The 22,482-nt window shown below is 56.6% G+C and carries 23 protein-coding genes; 15 read left to right on the top strand and 8 right to left on the bottom strand.

Annotation, left to right across the window (positions count from 1 at the left end):
- Positions 1 to 12: 12 nt before the first annotated feature.
- A complete protein-coding gene (locus Q3Y66_RS04200) occupies positions 13 to 591 on the bottom strand; it encodes an NAD(P)H-dependent oxidoreductase (RefSeq protein ID WP_008957798.1) in 579 nt (192 codons plus the stop codon).
- 200 nt (positions 592 to 791) lie between these two features.
- On the opposite strand from Q3Y66_RS04200, the gene Q3Y66_RS04195 reads away from it, so the two are divergent.
- Complete coding sequence (locus Q3Y66_RS04195) at positions 792 to 1,694, top strand: LysR substrate-binding domain-containing protein (RefSeq protein ID WP_008957799.1); 903 nt, start codon at positions 792 to 794, stop codon at positions 1,692 to 1,694.
- Between the two features lie 9 nt (positions 1,695 to 1,703).
- Here Q3Y66_RS04195 and Q3Y66_RS04190 read toward each other — a convergent pair whose 3' ends face one another.
- The 3 genes from Q3Y66_RS04190 to Q3Y66_RS04180 form a co-directional block, all read right to left on the bottom strand.
- Positions 1,704 to 2,108, bottom strand: a complete 405-nt coding sequence (locus tag Q3Y66_RS04190) for a LysE family translocator (protein ID WP_238528513.1) — start codon at positions 2,106 to 2,108, stop codon at positions 1,704 to 1,706.
- A complete protein-coding gene (locus tag Q3Y66_RS04185) occupies positions 2,062 to 2,328 on the bottom strand; it encodes a LysE family transporter (RefSeq protein WP_008957800.1) in 267 nt (88 codons plus the stop codon). Before Q3Y66_RS04185 ends, Q3Y66_RS04190 begins: the two co-directional genes overlap by 47 nt.
- 385 nt (positions 2,329 to 2,713) lie before the next feature.
- Positions 2,714 to 3,373, bottom strand: coding sequence for an NADPH-dependent F420 reductase (locus Q3Y66_RS04180; protein ID WP_008957801.1), 660 nt, complete (start codon positions 3,371 to 3,373; stop codon positions 2,714 to 2,716).
- A gap of 100 nt (positions 3,374 to 3,473) precedes the next feature.
- On the opposite strand from Q3Y66_RS04180, the gene Q3Y66_RS04175 reads away from it, so the two are divergent.
- Positions 3,474 to 4,367, top strand: a complete 894-nt coding sequence (locus tag Q3Y66_RS04175; protein WP_008957802.1) for a LysR family transcriptional regulator — start codon at positions 3,474 to 3,476, stop codon at positions 4,365 to 4,367.
- Between the two features lie 9 nt (positions 4,368 to 4,376).
- Here the strand turns inward: Q3Y66_RS04175 and Q3Y66_RS04170 are convergent, their stop codons facing one another.
- Positions 4,377 to 5,231 (bottom strand): helix-turn-helix transcriptional regulator, encoded by an 855-nt coding sequence (locus tag Q3Y66_RS04170; RefSeq protein WP_008957803.1) that lies wholly within the window; start codon positions 5,229 to 5,231, stop codon positions 4,377 to 4,379.
- Positions 5,232 to 5,374: 143 nt separating this feature from the next.
- Here Q3Y66_RS04170 and Q3Y66_RS04165 point away from each other — a divergent pair, with 143 nt between their 5' ends.
- The 4 genes from Q3Y66_RS04165 to Q3Y66_RS04150 all read left to right on the top strand — a co-directional run bounded on the left by Q3Y66_RS04165 (position 5,375) and on the right by Q3Y66_RS04150 (position 9,954).
- On the top strand, positions 5,375 to 6,541 hold the full coding sequence (locus Q3Y66_RS04165) for an MFS transporter (RefSeq protein WP_008957804.1): 1,167 nt from the start codon (positions 5,375 to 5,377) through the stop codon (positions 6,539 to 6,541).
- Positions 6,542 to 6,724: 183 nt separating this feature from the next.
- Positions 6,725 to 6,943: a DUF1656 domain-containing protein gene (locus Q3Y66_RS04160; protein WP_008957805.1), complete on the top strand. Its 219-nt coding sequence runs from the start codon at positions 6,725 to 6,727 to the stop codon at positions 6,941 to 6,943.
- 35 nt (positions 6,944 to 6,978) lie between these two features.
- The gene (locus Q3Y66_RS04155; protein WP_008957806.1) at positions 6,979 to 7,875 is read left to right on the top strand and encodes an HlyD family secretion protein; all 897 of its coding nucleotides are present in this window, start codon (positions 6,979 to 6,981) and stop codon (positions 7,873 to 7,875) included.
- Between the two features lie 3 nt (positions 7,876 to 7,878).
- Positions 7,879 to 9,954 (top strand): FUSC family protein, encoded by a 2,076-nt coding sequence (locus tag Q3Y66_RS04150; RefSeq protein ID WP_008957807.1) that lies wholly within the window; start codon positions 7,879 to 7,881, stop codon positions 9,952 to 9,954.
- A gap of 76 nt (positions 9,955 to 10,030) precedes the next feature.
- Here Q3Y66_RS04150 and Q3Y66_RS04145 read toward each other — a convergent pair whose 3' ends face one another.
- Positions 10,031 to 10,963 carry an AraC family transcriptional regulator gene (locus tag Q3Y66_RS04145; protein WP_035586738.1) on the bottom strand — a complete coding sequence of 311 codons (933 nt, stop codon included), beginning with the start codon at positions 10,961 to 10,963 and terminating at the stop codon, positions 10,031 to 10,033.
- 170 nt (positions 10,964 to 11,133) lie between these two features.
- On the opposite strand from Q3Y66_RS04145, the gene Q3Y66_RS04140 reads away from it, so the two are divergent.
- The 5 genes from Q3Y66_RS04140 (at position 11,134) to Q3Y66_RS04120 (ending at position 14,834) form a co-directional block, all read left to right on the top strand.
- Positions 11,134 to 11,877, top strand: a complete 744-nt coding sequence (locus Q3Y66_RS04140) for an SDR family oxidoreductase (RefSeq protein ID WP_035586739.1) — start codon at positions 11,134 to 11,136, stop codon at positions 11,875 to 11,877.
- Between the two features lie 237 nt (positions 11,878 to 12,114).
- Positions 12,115 to 12,543: a DUF2231 domain-containing protein gene (locus Q3Y66_RS04135; protein WP_008957810.1), complete on the top strand. Its 429-nt coding sequence runs from the start codon at positions 12,115 to 12,117 to the stop codon at positions 12,541 to 12,543.
- Entirely contained in the window at positions 12,540 to 13,832 is a 1,293-nt protein-coding gene (locus Q3Y66_RS04130) for a sorbosone dehydrogenase family protein (RefSeq protein WP_008957811.1), read from the top strand. Before Q3Y66_RS04135 ends, Q3Y66_RS04130 begins: the two co-directional genes overlap by 4 nt.
- A gap of 80 nt (positions 13,833 to 13,912) precedes the next feature.
- Entirely contained in the window at positions 13,913 to 14,458 is a 546-nt protein-coding gene (locus Q3Y66_RS04125) for a hypothetical protein (protein ID WP_008957812.1), read from the top strand.
- 79 nt (positions 14,459 to 14,537) lie between these two features.
- Positions 14,538 to 14,834, top strand: coding sequence for a DUF1330 domain-containing protein (locus Q3Y66_RS04120; RefSeq protein ID WP_008957813.1), 297 nt, complete (start codon positions 14,538 to 14,540; stop codon positions 14,832 to 14,834).
- A 37-nt stretch (positions 14,835 to 14,871) separates the two neighbouring features.
- Here Q3Y66_RS04120 and Q3Y66_RS04115 read toward each other — a convergent pair whose 3' ends face one another.
- A complete protein-coding gene (locus Q3Y66_RS04115) occupies positions 14,872 to 16,998 on the bottom strand; it encodes a TonB-dependent siderophore receptor (RefSeq protein ID WP_008957814.1) in 2,127 nt (708 codons plus the stop codon).
- Between the two features lie 307 nt (positions 16,999 to 17,305).
- Here Q3Y66_RS04115 and Q3Y66_RS04110 point away from each other — a divergent pair, with 307 nt between their 5' ends.
- From Q3Y66_RS04110 to Q3Y66_RS04095, 4 genes are read left to right on the top strand one after another with little or no spacing between them, the layout of a single operon-like run.
- Complete coding sequence (locus Q3Y66_RS04110; protein ID WP_008957815.1) at positions 17,306 to 18,301, top strand: iron-siderophore ABC transporter substrate-binding protein; 996 nt, start codon at positions 17,306 to 17,308, stop codon at positions 18,299 to 18,301.
- Entirely contained in the window at positions 18,258 to 19,349 is a 1,092-nt protein-coding gene (locus Q3Y66_RS04105) for an iron ABC transporter permease (protein WP_083832237.1), read from the top strand. The genes Q3Y66_RS04110 and Q3Y66_RS04105 overlap by 44 nt, the downstream gene beginning before the upstream one ends.
- Positions 19,346 to 20,389: an iron chelate uptake ABC transporter family permease subunit gene (locus tag Q3Y66_RS04100; RefSeq protein WP_008957817.1), complete on the top strand. Its 1,044-nt coding sequence runs from the start codon at positions 19,346 to 19,348 to the stop codon at positions 20,387 to 20,389. Before Q3Y66_RS04105 ends, Q3Y66_RS04100 begins: the two co-directional genes overlap by 4 nt.
- Complete coding sequence (locus tag Q3Y66_RS04095) at positions 20,386 to 21,234, top strand: ABC transporter ATP-binding protein (RefSeq protein ID WP_008957818.1); 849 nt, start codon at positions 20,386 to 20,388, stop codon at positions 21,232 to 21,234. Before Q3Y66_RS04100 ends, Q3Y66_RS04095 begins: the two co-directional genes overlap by 4 nt.
- Positions 21,235 to 21,267: 33 nt before the next feature.
- Here the strand turns inward: Q3Y66_RS04095 and Q3Y66_RS04090 are convergent, their stop codons facing one another.
- Positions 21,268 to 22,467 carry a multidrug effflux MFS transporter gene (locus tag Q3Y66_RS04090; RefSeq protein WP_035586742.1) on the bottom strand — a complete coding sequence of 400 codons (1,200 nt, stop codon included), beginning with the start codon at positions 22,465 to 22,467 and terminating at the stop codon, positions 21,268 to 21,270.
- Between the last annotated feature and the right edge of the window lie 15 nt (positions 22,468 to 22,482).

Here is a 22,482-nt window from a genome sequence, read left to right as displayed (position 1 = left end):
AAGCTAGTGACTTTAGCCAAGCACTTTACGCAGATGGTCGCGGTAATCGGCTTGGTTGCGGTCTACCTGCGGTACTTTCATCACATCGTTGGCAATAAACGTCGGCAGCGACTCTAGACCGATAAATTCCTGAGATTTATGGAACGGGAAATAAACACCATCCACGCCACGCCCTTCAAAGAAATTATCCGGCTCTTCGAACGCTTCCAAGGGGGCGTTCCAGGTCAGCGACAACATATAACGACGGCCCTGTAGCAAACCACCGCTGCCATACTGCTTGGTTGGGTCTTGGCGGCTGCGGCCATCACTGGCGTAAAGCGAACCGTGACCCTCGGTGAACACTTCATCAATGTAACGCTTCACGATCCAGGGCGCGCCCATCCACCAGCCAGGCATCTGGTACACGATCGTGTCTGCCCATAGATAGTTTTGCACCTCGGTTTCAAGATCGTAGCCTTGATCAATGACCGTCTCACGAATTTCGTAGCCCATCTCCGTCAGCGTACTCACCGCCACGCCGTGTAGCGTATTGTTGAGCTCACCGCCAGAGTGTGCAAAGGCTTTACCACCATTAATCAGCAGGATCTTCATTTAGCAATTTCTCCCAAAGAGGTTCACCATCATCGCTAACGAAAGTAGACATGATGTTAATGGCGCGTATTGTGGGAGTTATGGCGAAAAAAAGAAGCGATGCTGCGGCAAGACACTTTTGATTTAAAATCAACAATGCTCATCACTGACCATTAAGGCATTTGAGAACGCTGTGAAAAACACTTTATGAGACGGACGTCATGAAAAGCACCCTTGAAGAGCAGCAAGCCTTTGTGACAGTAGTGGATAGCGGCTCAATCACCGGCGCCGCCGAACGGCTGGGCATCACTGTTTCCGGGGTGAGCCGCTCACTCAATCGTCTAGAGCAGAAACTCGGTGCCACACTACTGCGTCGCACCACGCGTCGTTTGGAACTGACGGAAGAGGGCGAAACATTTCTGAACCACTGCCGCCGTATTCTGGCCGCCGTGGAAGAAGCCGAAGAAGCCATGCTGGATCGCCACAACCAGCCTCAAGGCAGGCTCCGGGTCAACGCCGCTCCTAGTTTTATGCAGTTCGTGATTGTGCCGGTGATTGGCGAGTTCCGCGCCCGCTACCCCGATATTACGTTGGAACTGGATACCCACGACCGGTTTGTCGACCTGCTGGAACAGCGGGTCGATTTAGCCATTCGCATCGGCGATTTGGAAGACTCATCCCTTCACGCCCGCCTGCTGGGCCATAGTCCGCTGCGACTTCTCGCCAGCCCCACCTATATTGAACGCCACGGTGCTCCGCAAAATATTGATGAATTAACGCAACACAGCCTGATGGGTTTTAGTCAATTAGAACACCTTAATCAGTGGCCGCTCACCGGCGCCGACGGCAAGCGTTTACACATCACACCTACCCTGTCGGCCTCCAGTGGCAGCACGCTAATAGAGCTGGCCATCGCCGGAGAAGGCATTGTTTGCCTGGCCGACTTTATGACCATCGCTCCCCGCCAGAAGGGGTCACTGATCGACGTATTGCCCGACCACACCGAGCTGCAGACTCAAGCGGTCAACGCCGTTTACTACCGACAAGCCACGCTTTCTCAGCGCACTCGCTTATTTATGGAGTATCTGGCCGAACGGTTACCAGGGAAGTATTTGCAAGGATAAAGGGCGAGCCTACCCTACTCCATTGCGTGCCAAAAGAGCTCCTGCACCGAGCATTAATCCCCCTGTCACTCGATCCCACCATTGGCGAATATTTGGCTTGCGCAATGTCTCTGCGACTCGCTGCATTAGCCAGACAACGCCCCACCACCAAATAACACCAATAATCACATCGAGTACACCGAGGATCAAAATCTGACGCACGACATCAGCGGTTGGATCCATAAACTGAGGTAACACGCTAAGAAAAAAGACAATGGCCTTGGGGTTAAACACATTAGTCAGAAAACCACTAACGAAGGCTCGGCGATGGCCTGTGCAAGCATCTTCCCATTGAAGCTTGTCTTGTGCAATTTGAGGTTGTTCGCTTTTACGCAGGACGGTAATACCTAGCCATAACAGATATGCGGCACCTATCCAGCGTATTATTAAAAAATAATTCTGCAGATTGCGCAGCGATAGCTGAAAGCCCCATAGCTGCCATTAACATATGCAAGCAAAGCCCACTCTGGGCACCCAGAGCAGCGGTGAAACCTAGTTGTTTATGCTGCACGGCATAGCGGCTCACTAACAAAAAATCTGGCCCTGGAATTAGATAAGCCAGAAGCACCACTGCAATAAACCCCACCAATTCCATAAAACCTTCAGATTTTATTTAGTATGCGATAGATTAAGCATGGTGTAGAAAACATAATACTGCCATTAAATCGCTATGGTCATTCACTTCTTTAGCTTTATAAAAGCGGAACTATAGATGGAGTTTCTGGCAGCTTTCAGTATATATCAGCTCAACACCCACTCATTAAAGGCTGACGCCTCAGAATCGCTTCCCTTATGAGCATCTTAGACCAAGCCACCCGCTAATAGAGCGCGCGGGCGGCGGAGAAGGTGTTCTTACACGCCCAAAAGGTATGCTGGTCAAAGCATTACCTAGCTATGTTGAACCACAAACCTAAGCCATGAAATTTTCACCTCCAATCTTTGGATTTCATTATAAAGCCAATTTTCTCTTTATTTGCCTTTTATCGACGCCATGATCCTTCCGGCATATCAGTGTCGCGTTGAGCCTCATCAAGCGCCTGACGCAACCCCTGCCGATCAAAAGGTATACAGTAAGCTGGTTTGGCGCGCTCAAAACGCCAGCTTTCCGCCAGCGACCCAGCATCGACAACGTCGAAGCCGAACTGTCTCACCAACCTTGCGACGCTTTCCTTAGCCGCATCGTCGTCCCCCGCTATCGGTAGGGCGCGCCGGTTTCCCGAAGGCAGCGTCTGCCCGCCCTTCTCCAGATCGGAGGCCAGAATCGCGTTGAATGCCTTCACGAGACAGGAACCTGTCAAATGCTGCATCAGCAGTCCACTTGTCGTCGCCCTGCGCTCATCCAGTTCGAGGATCGATCCATCTCGATCTGGATAGTAGTTATTGGCGTCCAGCACTATCTTGTCACGCAGTGGCTCAACCGGAAGAGTGGCATATTGATGAAAAGGAATGGCGATCAGTATAATTTCGCCGAAGCCTATGGCTTCATGCAGGGTGCCAATCTGTGCGCCAATTTTCGGCGGAATGCTGCTGAGTGTCTGCGGCCCCCGCGAGTTACTGATCATGACGTCATGGCCTGCCGTAATCGCCTGGCGTGCAAAGGCTTGTCCGATAAAGCCCGCACCAATAACTCCAATCCGCATGTCTTTCTCCCGACCGTTTTAAGATAAGCAGTACTTTATTGCGTTACTCAAACGTGATAAACAGATCTTTATTGACTTAATAATCCACTGAGAGTTGATAATGCTGGATCGGTTAACGAGCATGGCTATTTTTGTGAGGGTTGCCGATCTTGGCTCTTTCACGGCCGCCGCCGCAGAATTCGGCCTATCGTCGCAGATGGTTTCCAAACACATCATGGCCCTGGAGCAGCGCGTTGGGTCGCGGCTATTGCACCGCACCACGCGCAAACAGAGCCTGACCGAGATCGGGCATCTCTATCACGAACGATGTCAGGCTATCCTTGCGGAAGTCGAGGCGGCCGAAGCGCTGACGGAACAGGTCCGGGCCGTTCCACGGGGCCGCCTCAGAATCAACGCACCCGTCACATTTGGCAGTCAAAGCCTGGTACCTCTTGTTACCCGCTACCTTCGTAAGTACCCAGAGGTGGAGGTCGACCTCACTTTGTCGGACCGTCTGGTCGATCCTATCGAGGAAGGTTACGAAGCCGTCATTCGCCTCGGGCCCATCAGCGACAGCACCACACTGGTGGCGCGTCAGCTTGCCCCCTATCAGCTCATCGCCTGCGCCTCGCCTACCTACTTAGCGAAGCATGGAGAGCCGGAGACGCCTGCGGATCTGGTTGAGCATGAATGTCTGGGATTCGCCTATTGGTTCGGCACCTTGGGCAGGAAGTGGTGCTTCAGTCGCGACAACTGCACCTTCGACGCTTCCGTGAACGGGCGACTACAAGTCAACGACTGGAAAGGACTGCTTCGCGCAGCACTAGAAGGATTCGGCATTACATTGGGCTACGAAGCCGCATTGGCGGAGACGTTATCCGCCGGGCGGCTGGTGCGCATTTTGCCAGACTATGATGGGCCATCAAGACCAATGCACCTACTCTACGCCGCCGATCAGCACATGACGCCGAAGCTACGCTATTTCATAGACGACGTTGTGACCACGTTCGTTTAAATCCCACCGTTATCTCGCGCCTTTGTCGCCACTCACCCAGCGGGTAAAAGCAGCGACCTGAGGATCCGCCTCCTTTACGGCATAATAAACCAACCGTAGATGGCGCTCTTCATCAACGGTTAACGTCGTGTGCTCGAACGCTACCTCGCCCAACTCCTCAAGGTGAAGATGACGTACTCCCTGGCAAGGAGCGTTGACCTCTTGGATTTTCCACAACTGCTTAAACTCAGGCGATACCTTGGTTAACTCTTCGACAAGCTCATCGATGGTGGGGTCTTGCGCCGCGCGGGCAAAGTCGCGCCGAAAGCTGGATAGCATTTGGCTAACCTGCGCTTCCCAGGGTGACAAGCGCTGACGCATGGCAGGGTCGGTAAATAACAACCACAGCATGTTGCGGCGCTCTGGCGCATGGCAAGAAAAGTTGAACAACTTATTGGCCGCACTGTTCCACGCTAACACATCCCAGCGCAAGTTCAGGATATACGCAGGTCGTGTAGGCAGGTCGTCCATTAATGTTTGAACCAGCGGCGGCACGCTGCACCAGGTTTTGCCTAGCTCAGAGGGTAAGCGCTGATGGGTAAGCAAGAATAGATGTCGGCGCTCAGCCGCATCCAGCTTGAGCGCTTTGGATAGATTGTCCAGAAAAGTGGCCGATACGCCGATCTCGCGACCCTGCTCCAACCAAGTATACCAAGTCAGCCCCACGCCTGCTAAAGCGGCGACTTCTTCACGCCTTAACCCCGGCGTACGCCTTCGGCGGCCACGAGGAAGTCCCACCTCTTCTGGTGCGATTTTCTCTCGGTGCATGCGTAGAAACTCAGCCAAGTCTTCCCGCGTTCGAGTCAGCGTCCGTGGAGCGGTCATTTTATTACCTTGAATAACTTATCAGTTTTAGTAATAGCATAAACAGTTAAATTGTACCCCCTTTAAAGCCTCTCCAGAATAGCCCTTCGCTGGCAAAACAGCGCTGGCGGATTCTTTTCTAATGCTTATGCCTGGAGTGCGTTATGGCTGACCAATCTCGTTTATCGGTATATCTCGTGGCACTGGGTGCGTTTGCACTTGGGATGGCCTCTTATGTCACTGCGGGGCTAATTCCCCTGATCGAAGACGCCTTTAATGTCTCTGCGGCCACGGCTGCTCAGTTAGTCACGGCATTCACCTTAGCCTATGGCTTAGGCTCGCCTGTCGTCGTTGCGCTACTACCTGGCAAGCACCAACGCCTGGGATTACTACTGGCGTTAGCCGTTTTTATTGTGGCTAATATCGCCAGCGCCCTCGCCACCAGTTTTGTATCACTCACGATATGGCGGGCGGTCGCTGGCTTTGGCGCAGGGGTTTACCTTGCCATGGGAATTGCTGCCTCAGCCGCCATAACGGCTGAGGCCCACCGCGGTAAAGCGATTGCCATCATTATGGGTGGTATGGCGAGCGGCACGGTACTGGGGGTGCCTATTAGTCTGTTGCTGGCAGAGCGTTTCGGCTGGGAGTCAGCGATGTGGCTTATTTCAGCACTTGGGTTAATCGCCTACGCGGGGCTACAGGTAAAACTACCTGCGCTTCCATCCGCACCAACGCTTTCACTTGTTCGCAAACTCGCTATTTTACGAAGCCCTCATGCCATGGCCATACTGGCGGTTTCCTTATTGGGCGCCATTGCCAGTTTGGGCATGTATACCTTTATCGCCCCGTTTATGGCGGCCACCGAGTCAGGCGCTGTTCAGTCGATTACCAGCTATTTATGGGTGTGGGGGATTGGCGGCGTCGTGGGCAGTTTTCTGATTGGGCCTCTGGTGGACAGGTTTATCGGCCCTGTGATTACCCTGGCGATTATGTCGCTGCTCTTTTTGGCGCTCATTGCTCTGCCTTTCACGGCGTCGGTTCACCCACTGCTGACGTTACTGCCTATTGCGCTTTGGGGTGCTGTGGGCTGGGCGCTGCAAGTGCCACAAAACAATGAACTCGTTCGTGCACGCCAAGCCCACGGCGACGGTAACTTGGCGGTCGCACTCAATGAATCATCGCTCTATTTAGGCAGTGCGATAGGCGCGTCGTTCGGGGGCGTTTTGCTGACTTTCCACCTTCCCGTTTCGACATTAGCCATTGGCGCGGGGGTTATCGCCGCTGTAGGTGCGGCAACACAGCTAATCATCGTCATGCACACTAAGCGCTAGCTCTATTCGTAGCACGTCAAGGGGTACTCTTTACGCCGCTTAGCGATTATGGGACAAGAGGTACTTTCACTCTCTATACTGATGGCTGGCTTATTTGCAGGTGGCAATTAAGCATCTGACTCGTTGTCAGATATACCAACCCACCTTCCCATTTTCGTTACTTCCAGGCCACGTAAGGATGTTATGGGTCTTCAAGAAATTGCCGTTGGCGGCATCTATCTCAGTCCACTGCTGATCTACGCGCTGATTGCTTTTATCGGCACACTGGTCATTCGCTCACTGCTGCACTGGATGGTTGGCGAGTACGCACTCTGGTATGAAGCCTGGTTCGATATCTCGCTTTTTGTCATCTTAATGGCGGCGACCACCTTCCTGTTTACCGTCTTGCTTGAACGCCTTTAATACAGTCCTTGTGACAGCCCTTGAGAGAACCGTTGATGCGCCCTTCGCTTCGTATTTTGCTCACCTTGATCATCGTTGCCATTGCCATCGCCGCCGGTGCCTGGCTATGGCGGTACTATCTCTATACCCCATGGACCCGCGACGCTCGCGTTCACGCCGAGGTCGTCACTATTGCACCGGATGTCTCCGGCTGGGTGCGCAGCCTAAATGTCGCTGACACCGACCATGTAACCCAGGGCGATACGCTGTTTGAGATCGATGACACGCGTTACCAGGCAGCGGCGAATAGCGCCCAGGCCACGGTCGATCATCGCCAGGCAACGCTGGAACTAAGCCGTGCCGAAGAGAGCCGTCGCAACCAGTTGAGCAACAATCGAGCGATTAGCGCAGAGAACCAGCAGATCGCCCAGATCAACTCGCGGATTGCCGAAGCCGATTTGCAACAGGCCCAAGCGAAACTGGCCAGCGCCCAGCTTGATTTGGCGCGCACCCAGATAAGTGCTCCCGTCAGTGGCCACATACTCAATGTGCAACTCAGCACGGGGACTTACGTCAATCGCGGCTCCCCGGTCATGGCGCTGATTGCCGAAAACTCTTTCTATGTCGTGGGCTACTTTGAAGAGACTAAAATGCCCTCTATCCAGGTTGGCGCGCCGGTCGAGGTCGTGCTGATGAATGGCGATACACACCTGGAAGGACGCGTCGTCGGTATTGGCCGCGGCATTGCCGATAGCAACACGACCCTCAACCAGCAATTGCTACCGCAGGTGGAGCCCACCTTTAGCTGGGTGCGACTGGCGCAGCGTATACCGGTGCGCATCGCACTAGACGAGGTGCCCAATGACACGCTGCTGAGCGTTGGCATGACGGCCACGGTACGCGTCGAGCCAGCCGAGTCTACCGACGAACTCTCGACCCAACAGCCCGAGTGACCCATGTCACCGTTTCTTAGTACTTACCTGACACCCAACGCCACGGCGGTCAAATTCGCCATCAAGACGACCCTGGCCATGATGCTCGCGCTTTACATCGCGCTGCTGTTCGACCTGGAGCGCCCTTACTGGGCACTGATCTCGGCAGCATTTCTCCAGATCCGACCCATGAGTGGCATGGTGGTCGAAAAAGGCATCTGCCAGCTTGTCGGTACTTTTATCGGCGCAGTGGCGGGTATCACGATCATGGCACTCTTTGCCCAGGCCAGAATACCTGCGCTTATCGTGCTGACCGGCTGGATCATGCTGTGCACTTATGTCGGTTCGCTGTGGCGTAACAACTACACCTATGGTTGCCTGATGGCCGCCGTGACCGCGATGCTGATCGTGGTGATCTCCAGTGGCAGCACCCCGGCTGGCATCTTCGACATCGCCGTGGCACGCCTTTCAGAACTGGGGCTTGGCGCAGTGTGCGCCATGCTGGTCAGCTCACTGCTTTGGCCTTCCCATGTAGGCACCCACCTTGCCACCCAGGCTGACAGCGTCATCAATGAAGCCTTCGAGCATGCTGCCCTGCGCTTAGAAGCCAGTGACGATATTCCAGCCATGCAGAAGGCCCTGCGCAGCAGTCTCGGGCCGTTAACGCTGCTTGAAACAGATAGCCAGGCCGCCCGTTTTGAAGGCCCGGTGGGTCCCGGACGAGTGCGTGCCACCCATGTTCTGACACGACGCACATTGCGCTTTTTCGCCAACCTGCAGGCGCTTCATCAATTGATGCACGACCACGCCGACCGGCTCGCTCAACAAAGTATCGAACTCGCGGGCGAGGTCGCAAAAGGCTTTCGCGATGCTGAGCACGTCAAAGGAGTCGTTGAGGCCAGAAAAGCCCTTCAGGCGTTACGTCATCGGGTTCATGAAAGTGAGGAAGAGGCCAGCTTAGCCCCTCTCGATCGTCGTCTCCGGTTGGGGCTACGTGAATCCATCGGTCACGCCATGATCATGCTCGACGCCCGCGAGGCGATAGCCTCACCGGCGAGCCACAAGCTTCGTTCGTCGCCACTGGCCTGGCACCGTGACCACCTCGCCGCCAGTATCAACGCCCTACGCTCGGGGCTGCTATTTTCGTTGCTGGCAACCTTCTGGATTGTCACTGCTTGGCAAAGCGCCATGATCGCGATGATGCTGGGCACGCTCTTCTCCGCCTTCTTCGCCAGCCGTGACAATCCCCTGGCGATCACTATGATGTTCTACAAAGGCATGCTGGCGGCAATCCCCAGCGCCTTTCTGTTCGGCCATGTGTTGCTCTCACAGGCCAATGGCTTTCCGATGCTGGCCATGCTGTTTGGCACGCCGCTGTTCCTAGGCCTGCTGGGCGCCACCAACCCGGCGACCATGGGTTACTGCCTGGCATTTACCATTTTCAACATTCTGCTCACCATGCCCGGCAACGGCATGGACTTCTCGTTCGACAGTTTCGCCAACCGGGTGGTGGCGGTGGTGATCGGGCTGAGCGCTGTGGTCATGGGCTTTCGGCTGCTGCCAGGCCTCGGCGCAAGGCTCAGGCGGCGGCGTCTGATCAAGGCCATATCCCGGGATATACACGAGCTTGGACGACGCTCGATTCGCGACGCCGAGACCCGTTTCAGCGGTCACATGGCAGACCGCCTGCTGCAGTTGGCCCAGCACGACGACATGCTGCCAGAAGACCAGCGCCACCTGTTTATTCTTGGTTTGACCGGGCTCGACTTGGGCACCGCCACGCTGCGTCTACGTGATCGGCTGGATGACGCCCCGCACCCGTTCATTCGCGACGCCCACCACCACCTGTTGCGCACGCTGGCAGAGGGGTTTGAAGCGAGCGCCAACGGGCGGCCACCCCAAGGAATTCGTGAAGCAGGCCAGCAGTTGGATGAGGCGATAAAGGCTTACGGCGACGTACCCGCCGACCGCCGGGTATTGTTGGAGGGCTTGATTGAGCGGCTCGAACTGGCCCTGGAGCGCCTGGCGCGCATCATGGCGAATCAGCCAACGCGTCCCCGCTCACCTCTCAAACGTCTATTCCCCGTCGATCAACCGTAGGTGCGTGCTGCGCCATCAACGCCACAATCCAATCGATAAACACGCGCAGCTTGGCACTGACGTGCCTGCAGAAGGCTCAGGCACCTAGTCGTTGCGACGCCACTGCATGACTGCTGGCAGCCTCGCTGGATTTTTGAAAGCGCAGCGCATCACGCTTTGGCGGCAGCTGGAAAAGGCGACCGTATTCGCGAGTGAACTGAGAAACACTTTCGTACCCCACCTCGAAGGCAGCATGGCTCGCGGAACACCCTTCATGGAGCATTAGGCGGCGCGCTTCGATCAAGCGCAGCCGTTGCTGGTACTGCCCCGGCGTAAGCGACGTCATGTGTTTGAAGTGCTTATGAAACGAGGTGAGGCTCATGCCTGCCTTTGTCGCCAATTGCTCCACCGGCACGCGCGATGTGTACTCGGCTCTCAAGATGTCAATGGCAGCGGCAAGACGGCTCGCGTAGCTATCAGGGTCGGCAATACCCCGCAAAGCGATGCCATGAGGGCCCGATAGCAGCCAATAGTGCAACTCCTGCATGATACCCGGGCGTAGAAGCGGTGCTGAGTCAGGGCGATCCAGCAGCTTCATCAGCCGTGATACGCAGTCAATCACCTCGGCTTCGGTATCTTCAGCAAATAGTGTCTGCATCTCAGATGGCCGCTGTGGCCGCGGCGTCCCTAAGTGAGCGGCAAGTTCGCGCAAGATAACCATGTCCAGTTCGACCGCGACCGCCAGATAGGGCTCGCTCGGATTCGCCTGGACTATCCGCCCGACGACAGGCATATCCGCGCTCACGATCGCGGACTCCCCCGCAGTTACCACTCTATTCTGGCGCCCGACCATCATCCGCTTTGCCCCTTGTAACACTAGGCAAACCAGCGGTTTATATATCGATTGCAAGTCACCAGCGGGGGTTTCTACACACATCATACTAAGCCCCGGCACACGGGATAACACCAAACCATCGCTATTAGCATGTTGCGTGGCATATGTCTGAACCGCTTGTATAAGTGAGTTCATCTGCTTTCCTCAAGCCAGCCTCTCGACTCAAATTTAGCATGGCCGATAAGGTGTTTCTCCACACCTGCAGGATCAGGCAAGTTTTGCGCAGGTGTTGGCAAGCCCCGCCGCCACCGAATTGTTAAAACATTAGTGGCATCGAGTCCTACAAATAGACGGAGAGTGAAACCATGAAAACATCAGGAAATACTATGCTTATCACCGGTGGCGGCTCCGGGATTGGCCGTGAACTTGCCTTACGCTTCAATGCTCTTGGCAACACCGTCATCGTCGCCGGTCGGCGCATGGAAACGCTGGAAGAGACCATTACTGGTCAGCAAAACATGTACGCGATGGTCGTCGATGTCGAGGATCCAAAAGCCATTACCGCCTTTGCAGAGCGGGTCGTCGCTGAGCACCCCAACCTCAATGTACTGATCAACAATGCGGGCATTATGCGGCGCGAAGACGTGTCCTGCACCCGCGATTTGAGCGATGCCGAGCAGACGGTCACTGCCAATCTGCTCGGGCCAATCCGGCTAACGAACGCCCTAACTGACCATCTGGTAAGCCAGCCAGACGCGGCAATCGTGAACGTCTCATCCGGGTTAGCGTTTGTACCGTTAAGCGGTACGCCCACCTATAACGCCACCAAGGCAGCTATCCACTCCTACACAATCTCCCTGCGCGAACAGCTCAAGGGTAAGGTCGAGCTCATCGAGCTTGCGCCTCCCGCCGTACAGACAGAGCTGACGCCAGGCCAGTCGACCCGGGAAGGCTATATGCCGCTCAATGACTACATCGAAGAAGTCATGACGCTGTTTAGCCAACAACCGACACCCAAGGAAATTCTGGTGGAGAAAGTGAAGTTCCTGCGCTGGGCAGAGCGGGATGGACACTTCGATCAAGCGGTGGAGATGCTCAGTAAGATGTGACTTCCCCCGCATCTCCTCACAAAAAGCGGTCTGGTGGCAGCATTAAAGAGTTCTTATGGTAAGCATTCATGAGCATCACGTGCGGCTAACCACCTGCCCGCTTCGCTTTGGGCAAGTTTTTGATCGTCAACTATACTCCCCCCTGACGAACATGATGTCGTTGCCTGGGATGGCTTGGCGTTTAGCGTCGGTCAATCTAGGTAAATTAATTAGCTTGAACAGCATAAGGAGTTTGCCGTGACAGCCACTGACAATCGCACTTATCGAAGCGGGCTGAATCCGCTTCACGCCACACTGCTTGCTGGCACTATCCCTCTCTTTTTGGGCGCCACGCTAAGTGATTACGCCTACTCAACGACCTACCATATTCAATGGGCTACCTTTGCTTCCTGGTTAAACGTGGGTGGGCTTGTATTCACAGGGCTTGCATTTTTATGTGCCATTATTGGCTTCTTTCGCGCTTCGCACCGCGGCCTGGCGCTCATGATTTACCCAGCGCTACTACTGCTGACCGGGATACTGGCCTTTGTTAATGCGCTGGCGCATGCGCGGGATGCCTGGGCCATGATGCCTGCTGGCTTTGCCCTCTCCATCGTTGTTGTTTTATTGGCCGGCACAGCCACGTGGGTCGGTTTTTCTCGCCTAGGCACCGGAGATAAATCATGAAGCTTCCCAGCCTCTACGCTGCACCTCTCTCGGTGCTTTTGGTGGCAGGTAGCGCCAGCGCCCAAGACGCACAACAGTACGGCCCAAACCCTGACCTAGCTGAACCGCAACGCGGGCTTTTGCCCGACATGACAATTCCCGAGCCCGCTGAATGGGGGGGCCAGTCACCCACCGTTCCCGACGGCTACACCATTACCGCCATTGCGACGGATCTTCAGATACCGCGCCAAACGTTGGTGCTACCCAACGGCGATATTCTGGTGGCCGAAGGGAGCGGCGGCAACGCGCCTCAGTTGAAGCCGAAAGATTTCATTGCCGGATATATCAAAAGCCAGGGCACCACCACTGTTGAGAGCGGCAATCGCTTAACCCTGCTGCGCGATGAAAATGGCGATGGCAACTACGAGCAGTCGGTGTTTGCCGAAGACCTCAACGCGCCCTACGGGCTGGCGTTAGTTGATAACAATCTCTATGTGGCCAACCAGGATGCGGTCGTTCGCTTTGACTACGAGGAAGGCCAAACCGAGGCCAGCGGCCCGCCGGAGGAGCTTACCAAGCTACCCGCTGAGATCAATCACCACTGGACGAAAGCGATGACCGCTAGCGCCGACGGTGAATTCTTGTACGTGGGTATTGGCTCCAACAGCAATATCACCGAACGCGGCATGGCAGCGGAGGTTAACCGCGCCGAGGTGTGGGAAATTGATACCGAAACGGGCATGCATCGGCCTTATGCCACGGGCCTACGCAACCCCACCGCGCTGACCATTCAACCAGAGACTGATCAGCTATGGGCCGTGGTCAACGAGCGTGATGAGCTTGGCCCCAACCTCGTTCCTGACTACCTCACCACCGTGCAGGAAGGCAGCTTCTATGGCTGGCCCTATAGCTATTGGGGGCAGCATGTCGACCCGCGCGTCCGTCCACAAGCGCCTGAAAAAGTGGAGTCAGCCGTGGTGCCCGACTACAGCCTGGGTTCGCACGTAGCGCCGCTTGGCCTCGCCTTCTCCATACCCGAAATGGGCGATGAGTTCGCTGAAGGTGTGTTTATCGGCGAGCACGGCAGTTGGAATCGCGCCGACCCCGTTGGCTATAAGGTCGTCTTTGTGCCCTTCAGCGATGGCAGCCCTTCTGGCGACCCCATTGATTTCGTCTCCGGTTTTCTGACTGAAGATGGTCAAACCCGCGGTCGCCCGGTCGGCGTCACCATCGACCCCGAAGGCGCCCTTATCATCGCCGATGACCTGACGAACGCCGTTTGGCGTGTTACCTATGAAGGTGACGAATAAGACGCTTAAATCAACAGCGTGAGCAAGGCGGCAGCCGCTTGGGCTGCCGCCTTTTCCGTTTGATCTAAAAAGGACCTTATATGATCGAGTCACTTGAAGAGCTCGAGGCCATCAAGCAATCGTGCCGCTCGATGGTTACGAAGAGCTCGGGCCTTTCCGCGGGCACCGCCATCATTCCCATCCCAGGCGTGAACATCGGCTCGGATGTCGCCATATTGCTGCGGTTAATTCCCAAGATTAACGAAAAATTTGGCTTATCGCCTGAACAGATCGAGAGCCTGGATACAGAGACCCGGCTATTTGTCATGAACTCCATTTCAACGACCGGCAGCAAGATGGCGGGCAAATACATCACCCGTAAACTACTCATGATGACGTTCAAAAGGATGACTGGCAGGATATCGGCAAAAAGTGCGTCTAAGTATGTACCATTCCTGGGCAGCGCCATTGCGGGCGGGATCAGCTTCGCCACCATGAAGTATTTGGGCAACAGCCATATCGACGACTGTTACGAGATAATCCTGGCAACGCTGGAAAACGACCAACTGGAGCCCGTGGCGTTGATAGCGTCAGCGCCTGAACCAGTGCCGCCCCTGACAGCCGATATTTCCAGTAAAGCTGAATAACGATCTTTCTAATGTGGCTCCGCTGTTAGGCGGTGATATGCTCTAGCGGATTGATTAACGATGACATCAGGAGAACTGAATGCCCGCTTATGTCGTACTGACCCGCGAACACACCCACGATGCTCAGGAGATGGAGCGCTACGGCGAGAAGGCGAAAGCCGCTCGTGAAGGCCACGACCCGCAGCCGCTCGCCTTCTACGGTGATTTTGAAGTGCTGGAAGGCAGCGCCATGGAAGGGGCCGTGATTCTGCGCTTCCCCGATATGGCTGCCGCCCGCGCCTGGTATGAAAGCCCCGCCTACCAGGAAGCTCGCAAGCACCGCTTCCAGGGCGCCGACTACCGCGTCTTTATCGTTGACGGTGTTCAAGAAGCGTAAAGCGCCTCCCCCCGCCTTTAAAAGCGGGGGAAGTACATCACCAGCGATAGCTCACTTTAGCGCTGATTTCGCGCCCCGGATTATAGTAATCAGCCGTGCTGGAACCGACCACGTGCTGCTCATCGAGCAAGTTGCTGACATTGACGGCCAGGTCGGCATCTTGGGTGAGCTGGTAGCTGAAGGCTGCATCGAAGAGCGTGGCCGCACTGCTCTTGGACGTATTGGCGGCGTCAAAGTAGTAGGAGCCGACATAACGGGCGCCAAGGCCAACACTCATGTCCTGGCGTGGCAAGGTATAGTAGCCCCACAACGACGCCGTATGTTTGGGTGCCGCAGTAAACTCGTTCCCTTCTCTGGCTGCATTGCTGTCGCGCACCACTTCCGACTCCATATAGGAGTAACCACCCGCTAGGCTAAGGCTATCGGTCAATTCAGCCTTGGCCTCAATATCAATACCCCGCACGCGGGACTCACCCACGGTTTCCCGCTCGATAACGCCATTGTCCTGTACCACCGAGATAGTGACATCATCTCTGGTCAGGTCATAAATGGACGCCGAAAACAGCGCATTGGTACCGAATGGAGCGTATTTCGCGCCAATCTCATACTGCTCGCCCCGCTCGGGCTCGACACCAACTGAGGGCGGTGCGACAGACTCCACCATGCTGACATAAGCGGAAACTTCGTCGGTGACGCGATAGGTCAGCGCGCCACGAACGGAGTTTTCCGAATAGTCGGCGGACTCGGTGACGCCAGCCATGTTGGTACTGGAGATATCCAAACCATCGTTGCGCGCACCCGCGGTCACGATGAATCGATCATAAAAGGACAAGTTCTGGGTCAGGAAGACCGACTCAGTGGTGAAGTCCTGCTTGTTGCTGCTATAGACGTTCAGGCTACTCGGAGCACCGCTAAAGACAGGATTGGCGATATCAATGGAGGTCGCATCCCCGTAAAACGAACTGTCTTCGGTTGAGGCATCGCGATACTCGACACCCACGAGCGTGCTGCTATCGACCTGATCAAAGCGGGCGTCGTATTGCAGGATAGCGTTGCCGATTAGCTCCTGTGCTTCGTTGTCGGTACCAAAGTAGTCGCGATCCACCACGCTTCCAACTCGCGCTGCCGAGTCAGTGATGTAGACGTAGCCGAAGTCGTCGGTCAGGTCGCTGTAACGCAGGTTACCCCGCAACGTCAGGCCGTTATTGAAATCATGGGTGAGCTGTCCGGTAAGGCTGGTACGCTCGACATCGTGATAATTAAAGCCTGGCTCACCAAAGAACTCGCTGCGATCGTACTCCCGGTCAAGCGGATAACCACCGCTATTAGGGGTGTCGTCGCGCTTCAGGTAATCGAAGATAACGCTCGCTGATGTGGCATCCGTTGGCTCCCAGGTCAGGCCGCCCATCAAGAAACCATTATTGTCTTTGGAGTGATCGTATTCGCGGTCGCTGTCTCGGATGGTGCCGGTAAACCGGTAGGCCACGGTCTCGTCAGCGTTCAGCGTGTCACCTACGTCAACACCGGCCTCTTTTGCGTCAAATGAACCGTAGGAGAGATAGCCCTCTCCAAAACGCTCAAACCGTGGCCGCTTGCTTACAAAGTTGACCGAACCGCCTGGATCCGCGGGACCGAATAGAGTGGAGTTGGCCCCACGCAACACCTCGACGCGCTCATAGGCGTAAGGCTCCTCACGTACACCCCGCATTGAGCCTAGCGTCAGCCCGTCACGGTAGGTGGTGGCCTGAAACCCCCGGATTTGGAAATAGTCATTACGGTCATCGGTGCCGTAATAATCGGTGAGAACGCCTGGCGTATATTGCAGCACTTCCTCTGTGGTTGAGGCGTTGCGCTGCTCGATCTCCTTCTCAGTGATGACTGACACAGAGGCCGGCGTATCGAGAATACTGGTGGCCACCTTACCGCCTACCCACAGCTCTTGGGCAACGATTGAATTGGCATCATCATCAGCGTAGGCCTGGGCGTTGACGATAATGGGAGCGAGGCGATATCCCTCACTATCGTCACTGCCATCGCCGGTTTCCTGTGCGTTCCCAATCATGGGAAGTGTGACCAGCGTCGTGCCGCACAGAATGGCTGTCGTGGTCTGCTGCCACCGCAAGCGGCTTGAGTTAAGCCGGACGGTGCCTTTGCTATCAGTCATGTTGAAGATCCCTTGAAATAATTAAACCGGCCCTGCTCGCCTTATAGTTTTCTTTTGAAAAGCCGGGAGAGTATCCGAAGCTAGCATCACCGAGTCAATAGTGCTAATGTCAATCATAATCATTTGTTTTAAAAATAGCGACCACACTGGCAACACGCCATACGTTATTGGAGCCACTTGCCAAGCCCACTGACACCGCGAACTTACCTCTCGGATATCACGCTATTGCAAAGATCGGTTTCAAAGGGCTTTAGCAAAGGGCTTTAGCAAAGAGCTATTTCAAAGACTCAAGCTTTCGGAGGAAGCGATGGCATCGCTCCATCAACGTCTGGCCGCCTGTGTGGTCCTTCTCACTGCGTGCAGCCTTGGCGCTGCTCCCGTTGGCGCGCAGCAATATCCCCTTGAAATCGAACATGCTCTGGGCACAACCGTGCTTTCTGAGAAGCCCGAACGGGTAGCGACCGTGGCCTGGGCCAATCACGAAGTGCCGCTGGCGCTTGGCGTGATACCGGTCGGCTTTGCCGCTGCCAACTTTGGCGACGACAACGGCAACGGGCTGCTGCCCTGGGTGGAAGCCCGGCTTGAAGAGCTGGGTAGCGCGCCCCCGCCCCTGTTCGATGAAGGCGATGGGATTGATTTTGAAGCCGTGGCTGCCAGCCAGCCCGATGTGATTCTGGCGGCCTACTCAGGGTTGAGCCAGGCGGACTACACGACCTTGAGCCAGATTGCCCCGGTGGTGGCCTACCCCCAAGGCCCCTGGGCAACCGACTGGCGGGATATGATTCAACTGAACAGCGCAGGGCTAGGCATGGCGGAGGAAGGCCAGGCGCTCATGGAGCAAATCGAGGCACAGATTGCCGACACCGCCGACAACCACCCAGAGCTATCGGGCAAGACAGCCATGTTCGTAACCCACCTTGACCCCACCAACCTGGGGCGCATTTCGTTCTACACCGACAACGACGCACGGGTGCGGTTTTTTCACGACCTCGGGCTAGTCTCGCCTGAAGTCGTCAAACAGAACTCCACCCCCGGTAAATTCGCTGGCGAAATCAGCTCTGAACTGATCGACGAGTTCAACGACGTGGATATTCTCGTCACTTACGGTGGTCAGCCGCTGATCGATCAGCTCAACGCGCACCCGCTCACCTCCCGCCTGCCAGTAGTAGAAAACGGCGCCATTGTCATGCTCGGCAACACGCCGCTGGGCACGGCGGCCAACCCGACCCCCATGTCGATTTCATGGCTATTGGACGATTATGCAGACCTGCTCTCAGAAGCCGCACGCAAGTCACAGCAGTAGCGTCCCGGCGTCTGGCTCAAGCGTTAATCGCGCTGTCGCTCTTCGCATCAAACGCAATGCTGCCCAACGGTTGTCCGGTGGCGTAGCGCTGCTTGTTCTGCTCGGCCTTGCCGCCACGCTCTCTGTCGCGTTTGGCGCCCGAGAAGTAGGCTGGTCGGAAATCGTCGCCGCGCTGAGCGGCCAAGTAGAAACCATGGGCGATGCCGCCGTGGCCAGCCGCCTGCCACGCACGTTACTTGCCATGCTGGCGGGAGCCGCGCTAGGCGTTTCTGGTGGAGTCATGCAGGGCCTGACCCGTAACCCACTGGCCGACCCCGGCCTTCTGGGCGTCAACGCCGGAGCGGCGCTGGCGGTGGTGATTGGCATTGCCTGGTTCGGTATCGATGAGACGACCAGCTACATCTGGACAGCCATTGCTGGCGCCGGTATCGCAGCCTGTGCGGTTTACGCGATTGCCAGCCTCGGCCAGGGCGGTGCCACGCCGCTCAGGCTGGCACTGGCAGGGGCCGCCATCACCGCGGCACTTAGCTCGCTGACGACCGCCGTAGTGTTGCCGCGTGGCGATATCGGTGGGCTGGTGCAATCCTGGTTAGTTGGCGGCGTGGGCGGCGCAACTTATGGCCAGCTTCTGCCCATATTGCCTTTTCTGACAACGGGATTTGTGATTACCCTGCTTGCCGCGCGCAAACTCAATATGCTGGCATTGGGCGATGAAACCGCCGCCGGGTTGGGTGAAAAGGTGGCCGTGGCGCGGGCTATATCAGCGATAGCCGCGGTACTGCTATGCGGTTCGATTACCGCCGTGTGTGGCCCGATTGGTTTTGTAGGACTGGTGGTACCCCACGCCTGCCGCCTGCTTGCGGGCGGCGATTACCGCTGGCTGCTGCCCTTCTCTGCTTTGGGTGGTGCAGTACTACTGACGTTTTCAGACGTGGCCGGGCGGCTGGTGGCCCACCCATCGGAGCTGGACGTTGGCATTGTGACCGCCTTTATCGGTGCGCCGGTGTTTATCTGGATCGTGCGCAACCGCAAGGTAGGCTCGCTATGAGCCAGCCGCCCCTCAACGCCATCAGCCACTTCCGACACATCCGCCGGACGAACGCCAGGCACCGCGCACGCATCATGGCGGTGCTTGTTGCCTGTCTTTTAGCAGGCGTGCTATTAACCCTGATGCTGGGACAGTCCTTCACCCCGCTAACCACGGTGCTACGCATACTTGGCGGTGCGGAAGTGCCTGGCGCTGGTTTCACCGTGCGTGAGCTGCGCCTGCCCAGGGCTGTCGTTTCAGTGTTGGTAGGCGCCTGCTTTGGCCTGGGCGGCATCGCCTTTCAGACCATGCTGCGCAACCCGCTGGCAAGCCCGGACATCATTGGCATCAGCACCGGCGCCAGTACCGGCGCCGTGTTTGCCATCGTGGTGCTATCGCTGAGCGGCCCGGCGGTTTCAATGGTGGCGATTGCTGCAGGGCTGGGCGTGGCGCTGTTGATCTACACGCTCTCCTGGCGACAGGGCGTGACCGGCGGGCGGTTGATTCTGATTGGTATCGGATTGGCCGCGATGCTGCAAAGCGTAACCGCCTATCTGCTGATGCGCGCACCCAGCTGGACACTGCAAGAAGCCCTGCGCTGGCTCACCGGTAGCGTCAACGGCGCGCAGTTGGATCAAGCGCTGCCGCTGTTGGTTGCCCTGCTCCTGTTCGGCGGACTATTGCTAAGCCGCCGCCGCGATCTTGAAACCCTGCGCATGGGTGACGACCTTGCTGCCGGGCTGGGGGTTCGCTTAGCGGTATCGCGGGTGATCGTGATCATCACCGCGGTGGCACTGGTGGCGTTTGCCACCGCCGTTTCCGGCCCGGTGGCCTTTGTAGCGTTCCTTTCCGGCCCCATTGCGGCGCGGCTGATGGGCCGCAATGGCTCGCTGCTGGTGCCCGCCGCTCTGGTAGGTGCTCTGTTGGTGCTGCTCGGGGATTACGCCGGACAGTTCCTGCTGCCCGCCCGCTATCCGGTCGGCATCGTGACTGGCGTATTAGGTGCGCCTTATCTTCTCTACTTAATACTTCGCGACAACAAAACCCGAGGCTCCCTATGAGCGCTTGCTCACTACTCGCCCAAGGCCTGGTGGCAGACTATGGGGAACGCACCATTCTGCATGACGTTAGCCTGACCGTACCCACAGGTCAGACCACCGCCATTGTGGGTGCCAACGCCTGTGGAAAATCGACGCTTTTGCGCGTGCTTTCACGATTACTGACACCCACGCAGGGCAGTGTGCTGCTGGAGGGTAACGACATCCACCAGCTACCCACCCGCCGTCTGGCGCAGCAACTTGGGTTTCTGCCGCAATCGCCCATCGCCCCGGAAGGCATTAGCGTGCTCGAGCTGGTCAGCCGAGGCCGCCACCCGCACCAGGGGCTATTCAAACGCTGGAGCGCGGCCGATGAGACTGCCGTCGCCGACGCCCTGGCCGCCACCCATATGAGCGAGCTGGCCGAACGCCACGTGGACGAGCTTTCCGGCGGGCAGCGCCAGCGGGTGTGGATCGCCATGGCGCTGGCCCAGCAAACCAAGGTGTTGCTGCTGGATGAGCCCACCACCTTTCTGGATATCAATCATCAGGTCGACGTGCTGGATCTTCTCACCGACCTAAACCGACAGCGCGGCACCACCATCGTCATGGTGCTCCACGAACTCAACCTGGCCGCCCGCTACGCCGACCAACTGGTCGCCATGGCTAACGGCCAGGTGTACGCAGTAGGCCCACCAGAAAAGATTCTGACCGAGCAGATGGTCCGGGAGGTATTTGGCCTGGAGAGCCGGGTGATCGAAGACCCCGTCACCGGCAAACCGATGATGATACCGCTCGGGCGACATAGCGGGCACCACACCGCCAACGACACATGTTCACGAACTAAAAAAGCCCCATGTTTTGGTTAACACAAGGCTTTTAGCAAGAGCGCGCCGTCTGACCTAGAGCGCCTCGACAGCGGCACGCCCTTTGATGATAGAGCGGGCAAGCATCAGATACGCTACTGAGCCACAGGCGGCCATGGCCAGAATGACCGTTTCAAGCGTATGCGGCACCATGGCGGACAATGCGCTCAGCAGCCCGGCGACACCGAACTGGGCTGCGCCCAGAAGCGCTGCGGCCGTCCCGCCACTGGTGGGAAAAAACTCCAAAAAACAGGCCTGAATATTCGGCGAGATCGCCCCTATCGAGCCGATGGTCAGCATCATGGGGGGCAGGAAGGCATACATCGGCCAATCCATAAAGGCAGCCATCACCAGCAATACTACGCCAACTGCCTGACAGCCCGTTGCCAACTGCAGGATACGCAGCGAAGACAGCCTGGAAAGCATCGCCCGATTGAGAATATTGAAGATAAGCATAGCGACGATATTCGCCGCAAACAGCATCGAAAAGGCCGAAGGCGACTGGCCGAAATGCCCCTGATAGATAAATGACGCATAGGTGATGAACATCATCAGGGTAGAAAAAGAAGCGGCCTGCCAAACGATGAACGGCAGGGCCGGCTTGGTCGACAGTACCAGTTTGTAACGCGCCAGCAGGCTCATCTTAGGGCTTTTCGCTCGAGACACCTTGCCCGTACCGGTAAAGATCACCCGCACCAACAACGGCACCAGCAATAACGCGTATACCGCCAAGGCGAAAAAGATAGTGTGCCAGGAACCCAGCGCCAGAATCGCGCTGCCTACGCTCGGAGCAATGCCAGGTGCCAGCACCATGATAAAGCCCATCATCGAAAACAGTTTCGCGGCGTCGCGGCCCGCCACTCGGTCGCGTACCAGCGCCGGTACAGATACCAGAGTAAAACCGGCACCAAGGGCTTGAACGGCCCGCCCGCCGAGTAGCATGTTTAAAGAATCCGCCACACCAATAACAACGCTTGAAAGCGCAAAAATCGCCAGCCCGCTCATCAAAACACGCTGGCGCCCGAAGCGGTCTGAAAGCGCACCGCCGATTAACTGCCCCAACGCCATCGCGAATACATACACCGAAACACTCAACGATACCGCCTGCTGAGAAACCCCCAGCGATTCGCCGATAACCGGAAAAGCCGGCAGGTACGTGTCCATGGAAAACGGGCCCAGCATCATGGTCAATGCCAAGCTCAGTACCACAATGAAGGGCGTTTTAGATTGGGTCATAGAAGCTCGCGGTAA

This window comes from Halomonas sp. HAL1 (assembly GCF_030544485.1).
Lineage (GTDB): Bacteria > Pseudomonadota > Gammaproteobacteria > Pseudomonadales > Halomonadaceae > Vreelandella > Vreelandella arctica.
The sequence above is the reverse complement of the archived record's forward strand: the minus strand, read 5'-3'. Positions and strand labels throughout refer to the sequence as shown.

Bases quoted from the DNA above. Each gene is read 5' to 3' on its own strand.
- Q3Y66_RS04140 (WP_035586739.1), top strand. From the start codon at position 11,134: ATGAAAACATCAGGAAATACTATGCTTATCACCGGTGGCGGCTCCGGG.
- Q3Y66_RS04195 (WP_008957799.1), top strand. From the start codon at position 792: ATGAAAAGCACCCTTGAAGAGCAGCAAGCCTTTGTGACAGTAGTGGAT.
- Q3Y66_RS04105 (WP_083832237.1), top strand. From the start codon at position 18,258: ATGCAGACCTGCTCTCAGAAGCCGCACGCAAGTCACAGCAGTAGCGTC.
- Q3Y66_RS04110 (WP_008957815.1), top strand. From the start codon at position 17,306: ATGGCATCGCTCCATCAACGTCTGGCCGCCTGTGTGGTCCTTCTCACT.
- Q3Y66_RS04185 (WP_008957800.1), bottom strand. From the start codon at position 2,328: ATGGAATTGGTGGGGTTTATTGCAGTGGTGCTTCTGGCTTATCTAATT.
- Q3Y66_RS04130 (WP_008957811.1), top strand. From the start codon at position 12,540: ATGAAGCTTCCCAGCCTCTACGCTGCACCTCTCTCGGTGCTTTTGGTG.
- Q3Y66_RS04090 (WP_035586742.1), bottom strand. From the start codon at position 22,467: ATGACCCAATCTAAAACGCCCTTCATTGTGGTACTGAGCTTGGCATTG.
- Q3Y66_RS04095 (WP_008957818.1), top strand. From the start codon at position 20,386: ATGAGCGCTTGCTCACTACTCGCCCAAGGCCTGGTGGCAGACTATGGG.
- Q3Y66_RS04115 (WP_008957814.1), bottom strand. From the start codon at position 16,998: ATGACTGATAGCAAAGGCACCGTCCGGCTTAACTCAAGCCGCTTGCGG.
- Q3Y66_RS04200 (WP_008957798.1), bottom strand. From the start codon at position 591: ATGAAGATCCTGCTGATTAATGGTGGTAAAGCCTTTGCACACTCTGGC.
- Q3Y66_RS04100 (WP_008957817.1), top strand. From the start codon at position 19,346: ATGAGCCAGCCGCCCCTCAACGCCATCAGCCACTTCCGACACATCCGC.
- Q3Y66_RS04155 (WP_008957806.1), top strand. From the start codon at position 6,979: ATGCGCCCTTCGCTTCGTATTTTGCTCACCTTGATCATCGTTGCCATT.
- Q3Y66_RS04125 (WP_008957812.1), top strand. From the start codon at position 13,913: ATGATCGAGTCACTTGAAGAGCTCGAGGCCATCAAGCAATCGTGCCGC.
- Q3Y66_RS04180 (WP_008957801.1), bottom strand. From the start codon at position 3,373: ATGCGGATTGGAGTTATTGGTGCGGGCTTTATCGGACAAGCCTTTGCA.
- Q3Y66_RS04170 (WP_008957803.1), bottom strand. From the start codon at position 5,231: ATGACCGCTCCACGGACGCTGACTCGAACGCGGGAAGACTTGGCTGAG.
- Q3Y66_RS04145 (WP_035586738.1), bottom strand. From the start codon at position 10,963: ATGAACTCACTTATACAAGCGGTTCAGACATATGCCACGCAACATGCT.
- Q3Y66_RS04165 (WP_008957804.1), top strand. From the start codon at position 5,375: ATGGCTGACCAATCTCGTTTATCGGTATATCTCGTGGCACTGGGTGCG.
- Q3Y66_RS04120 (WP_008957813.1), top strand. From the start codon at position 14,538: ATGCCCGCTTATGTCGTACTGACCCGCGAACACACCCACGATGCTCAG.
- Q3Y66_RS04175 (WP_008957802.1), top strand. From the start codon at position 3,474: ATGCTGGATCGGTTAACGAGCATGGCTATTTTTGTGAGGGTTGCCGAT.
- Q3Y66_RS04160 (WP_008957805.1), top strand. From the start codon at position 6,725: ATGGGTCTTCAAGAAATTGCCGTTGGCGGCATCTATCTCAGTCCACTG.
- Q3Y66_RS04150 (WP_008957807.1), top strand. From the start codon at position 7,879: ATGTCACCGTTTCTTAGTACTTACCTGACACCCAACGCCACGGCGGTC.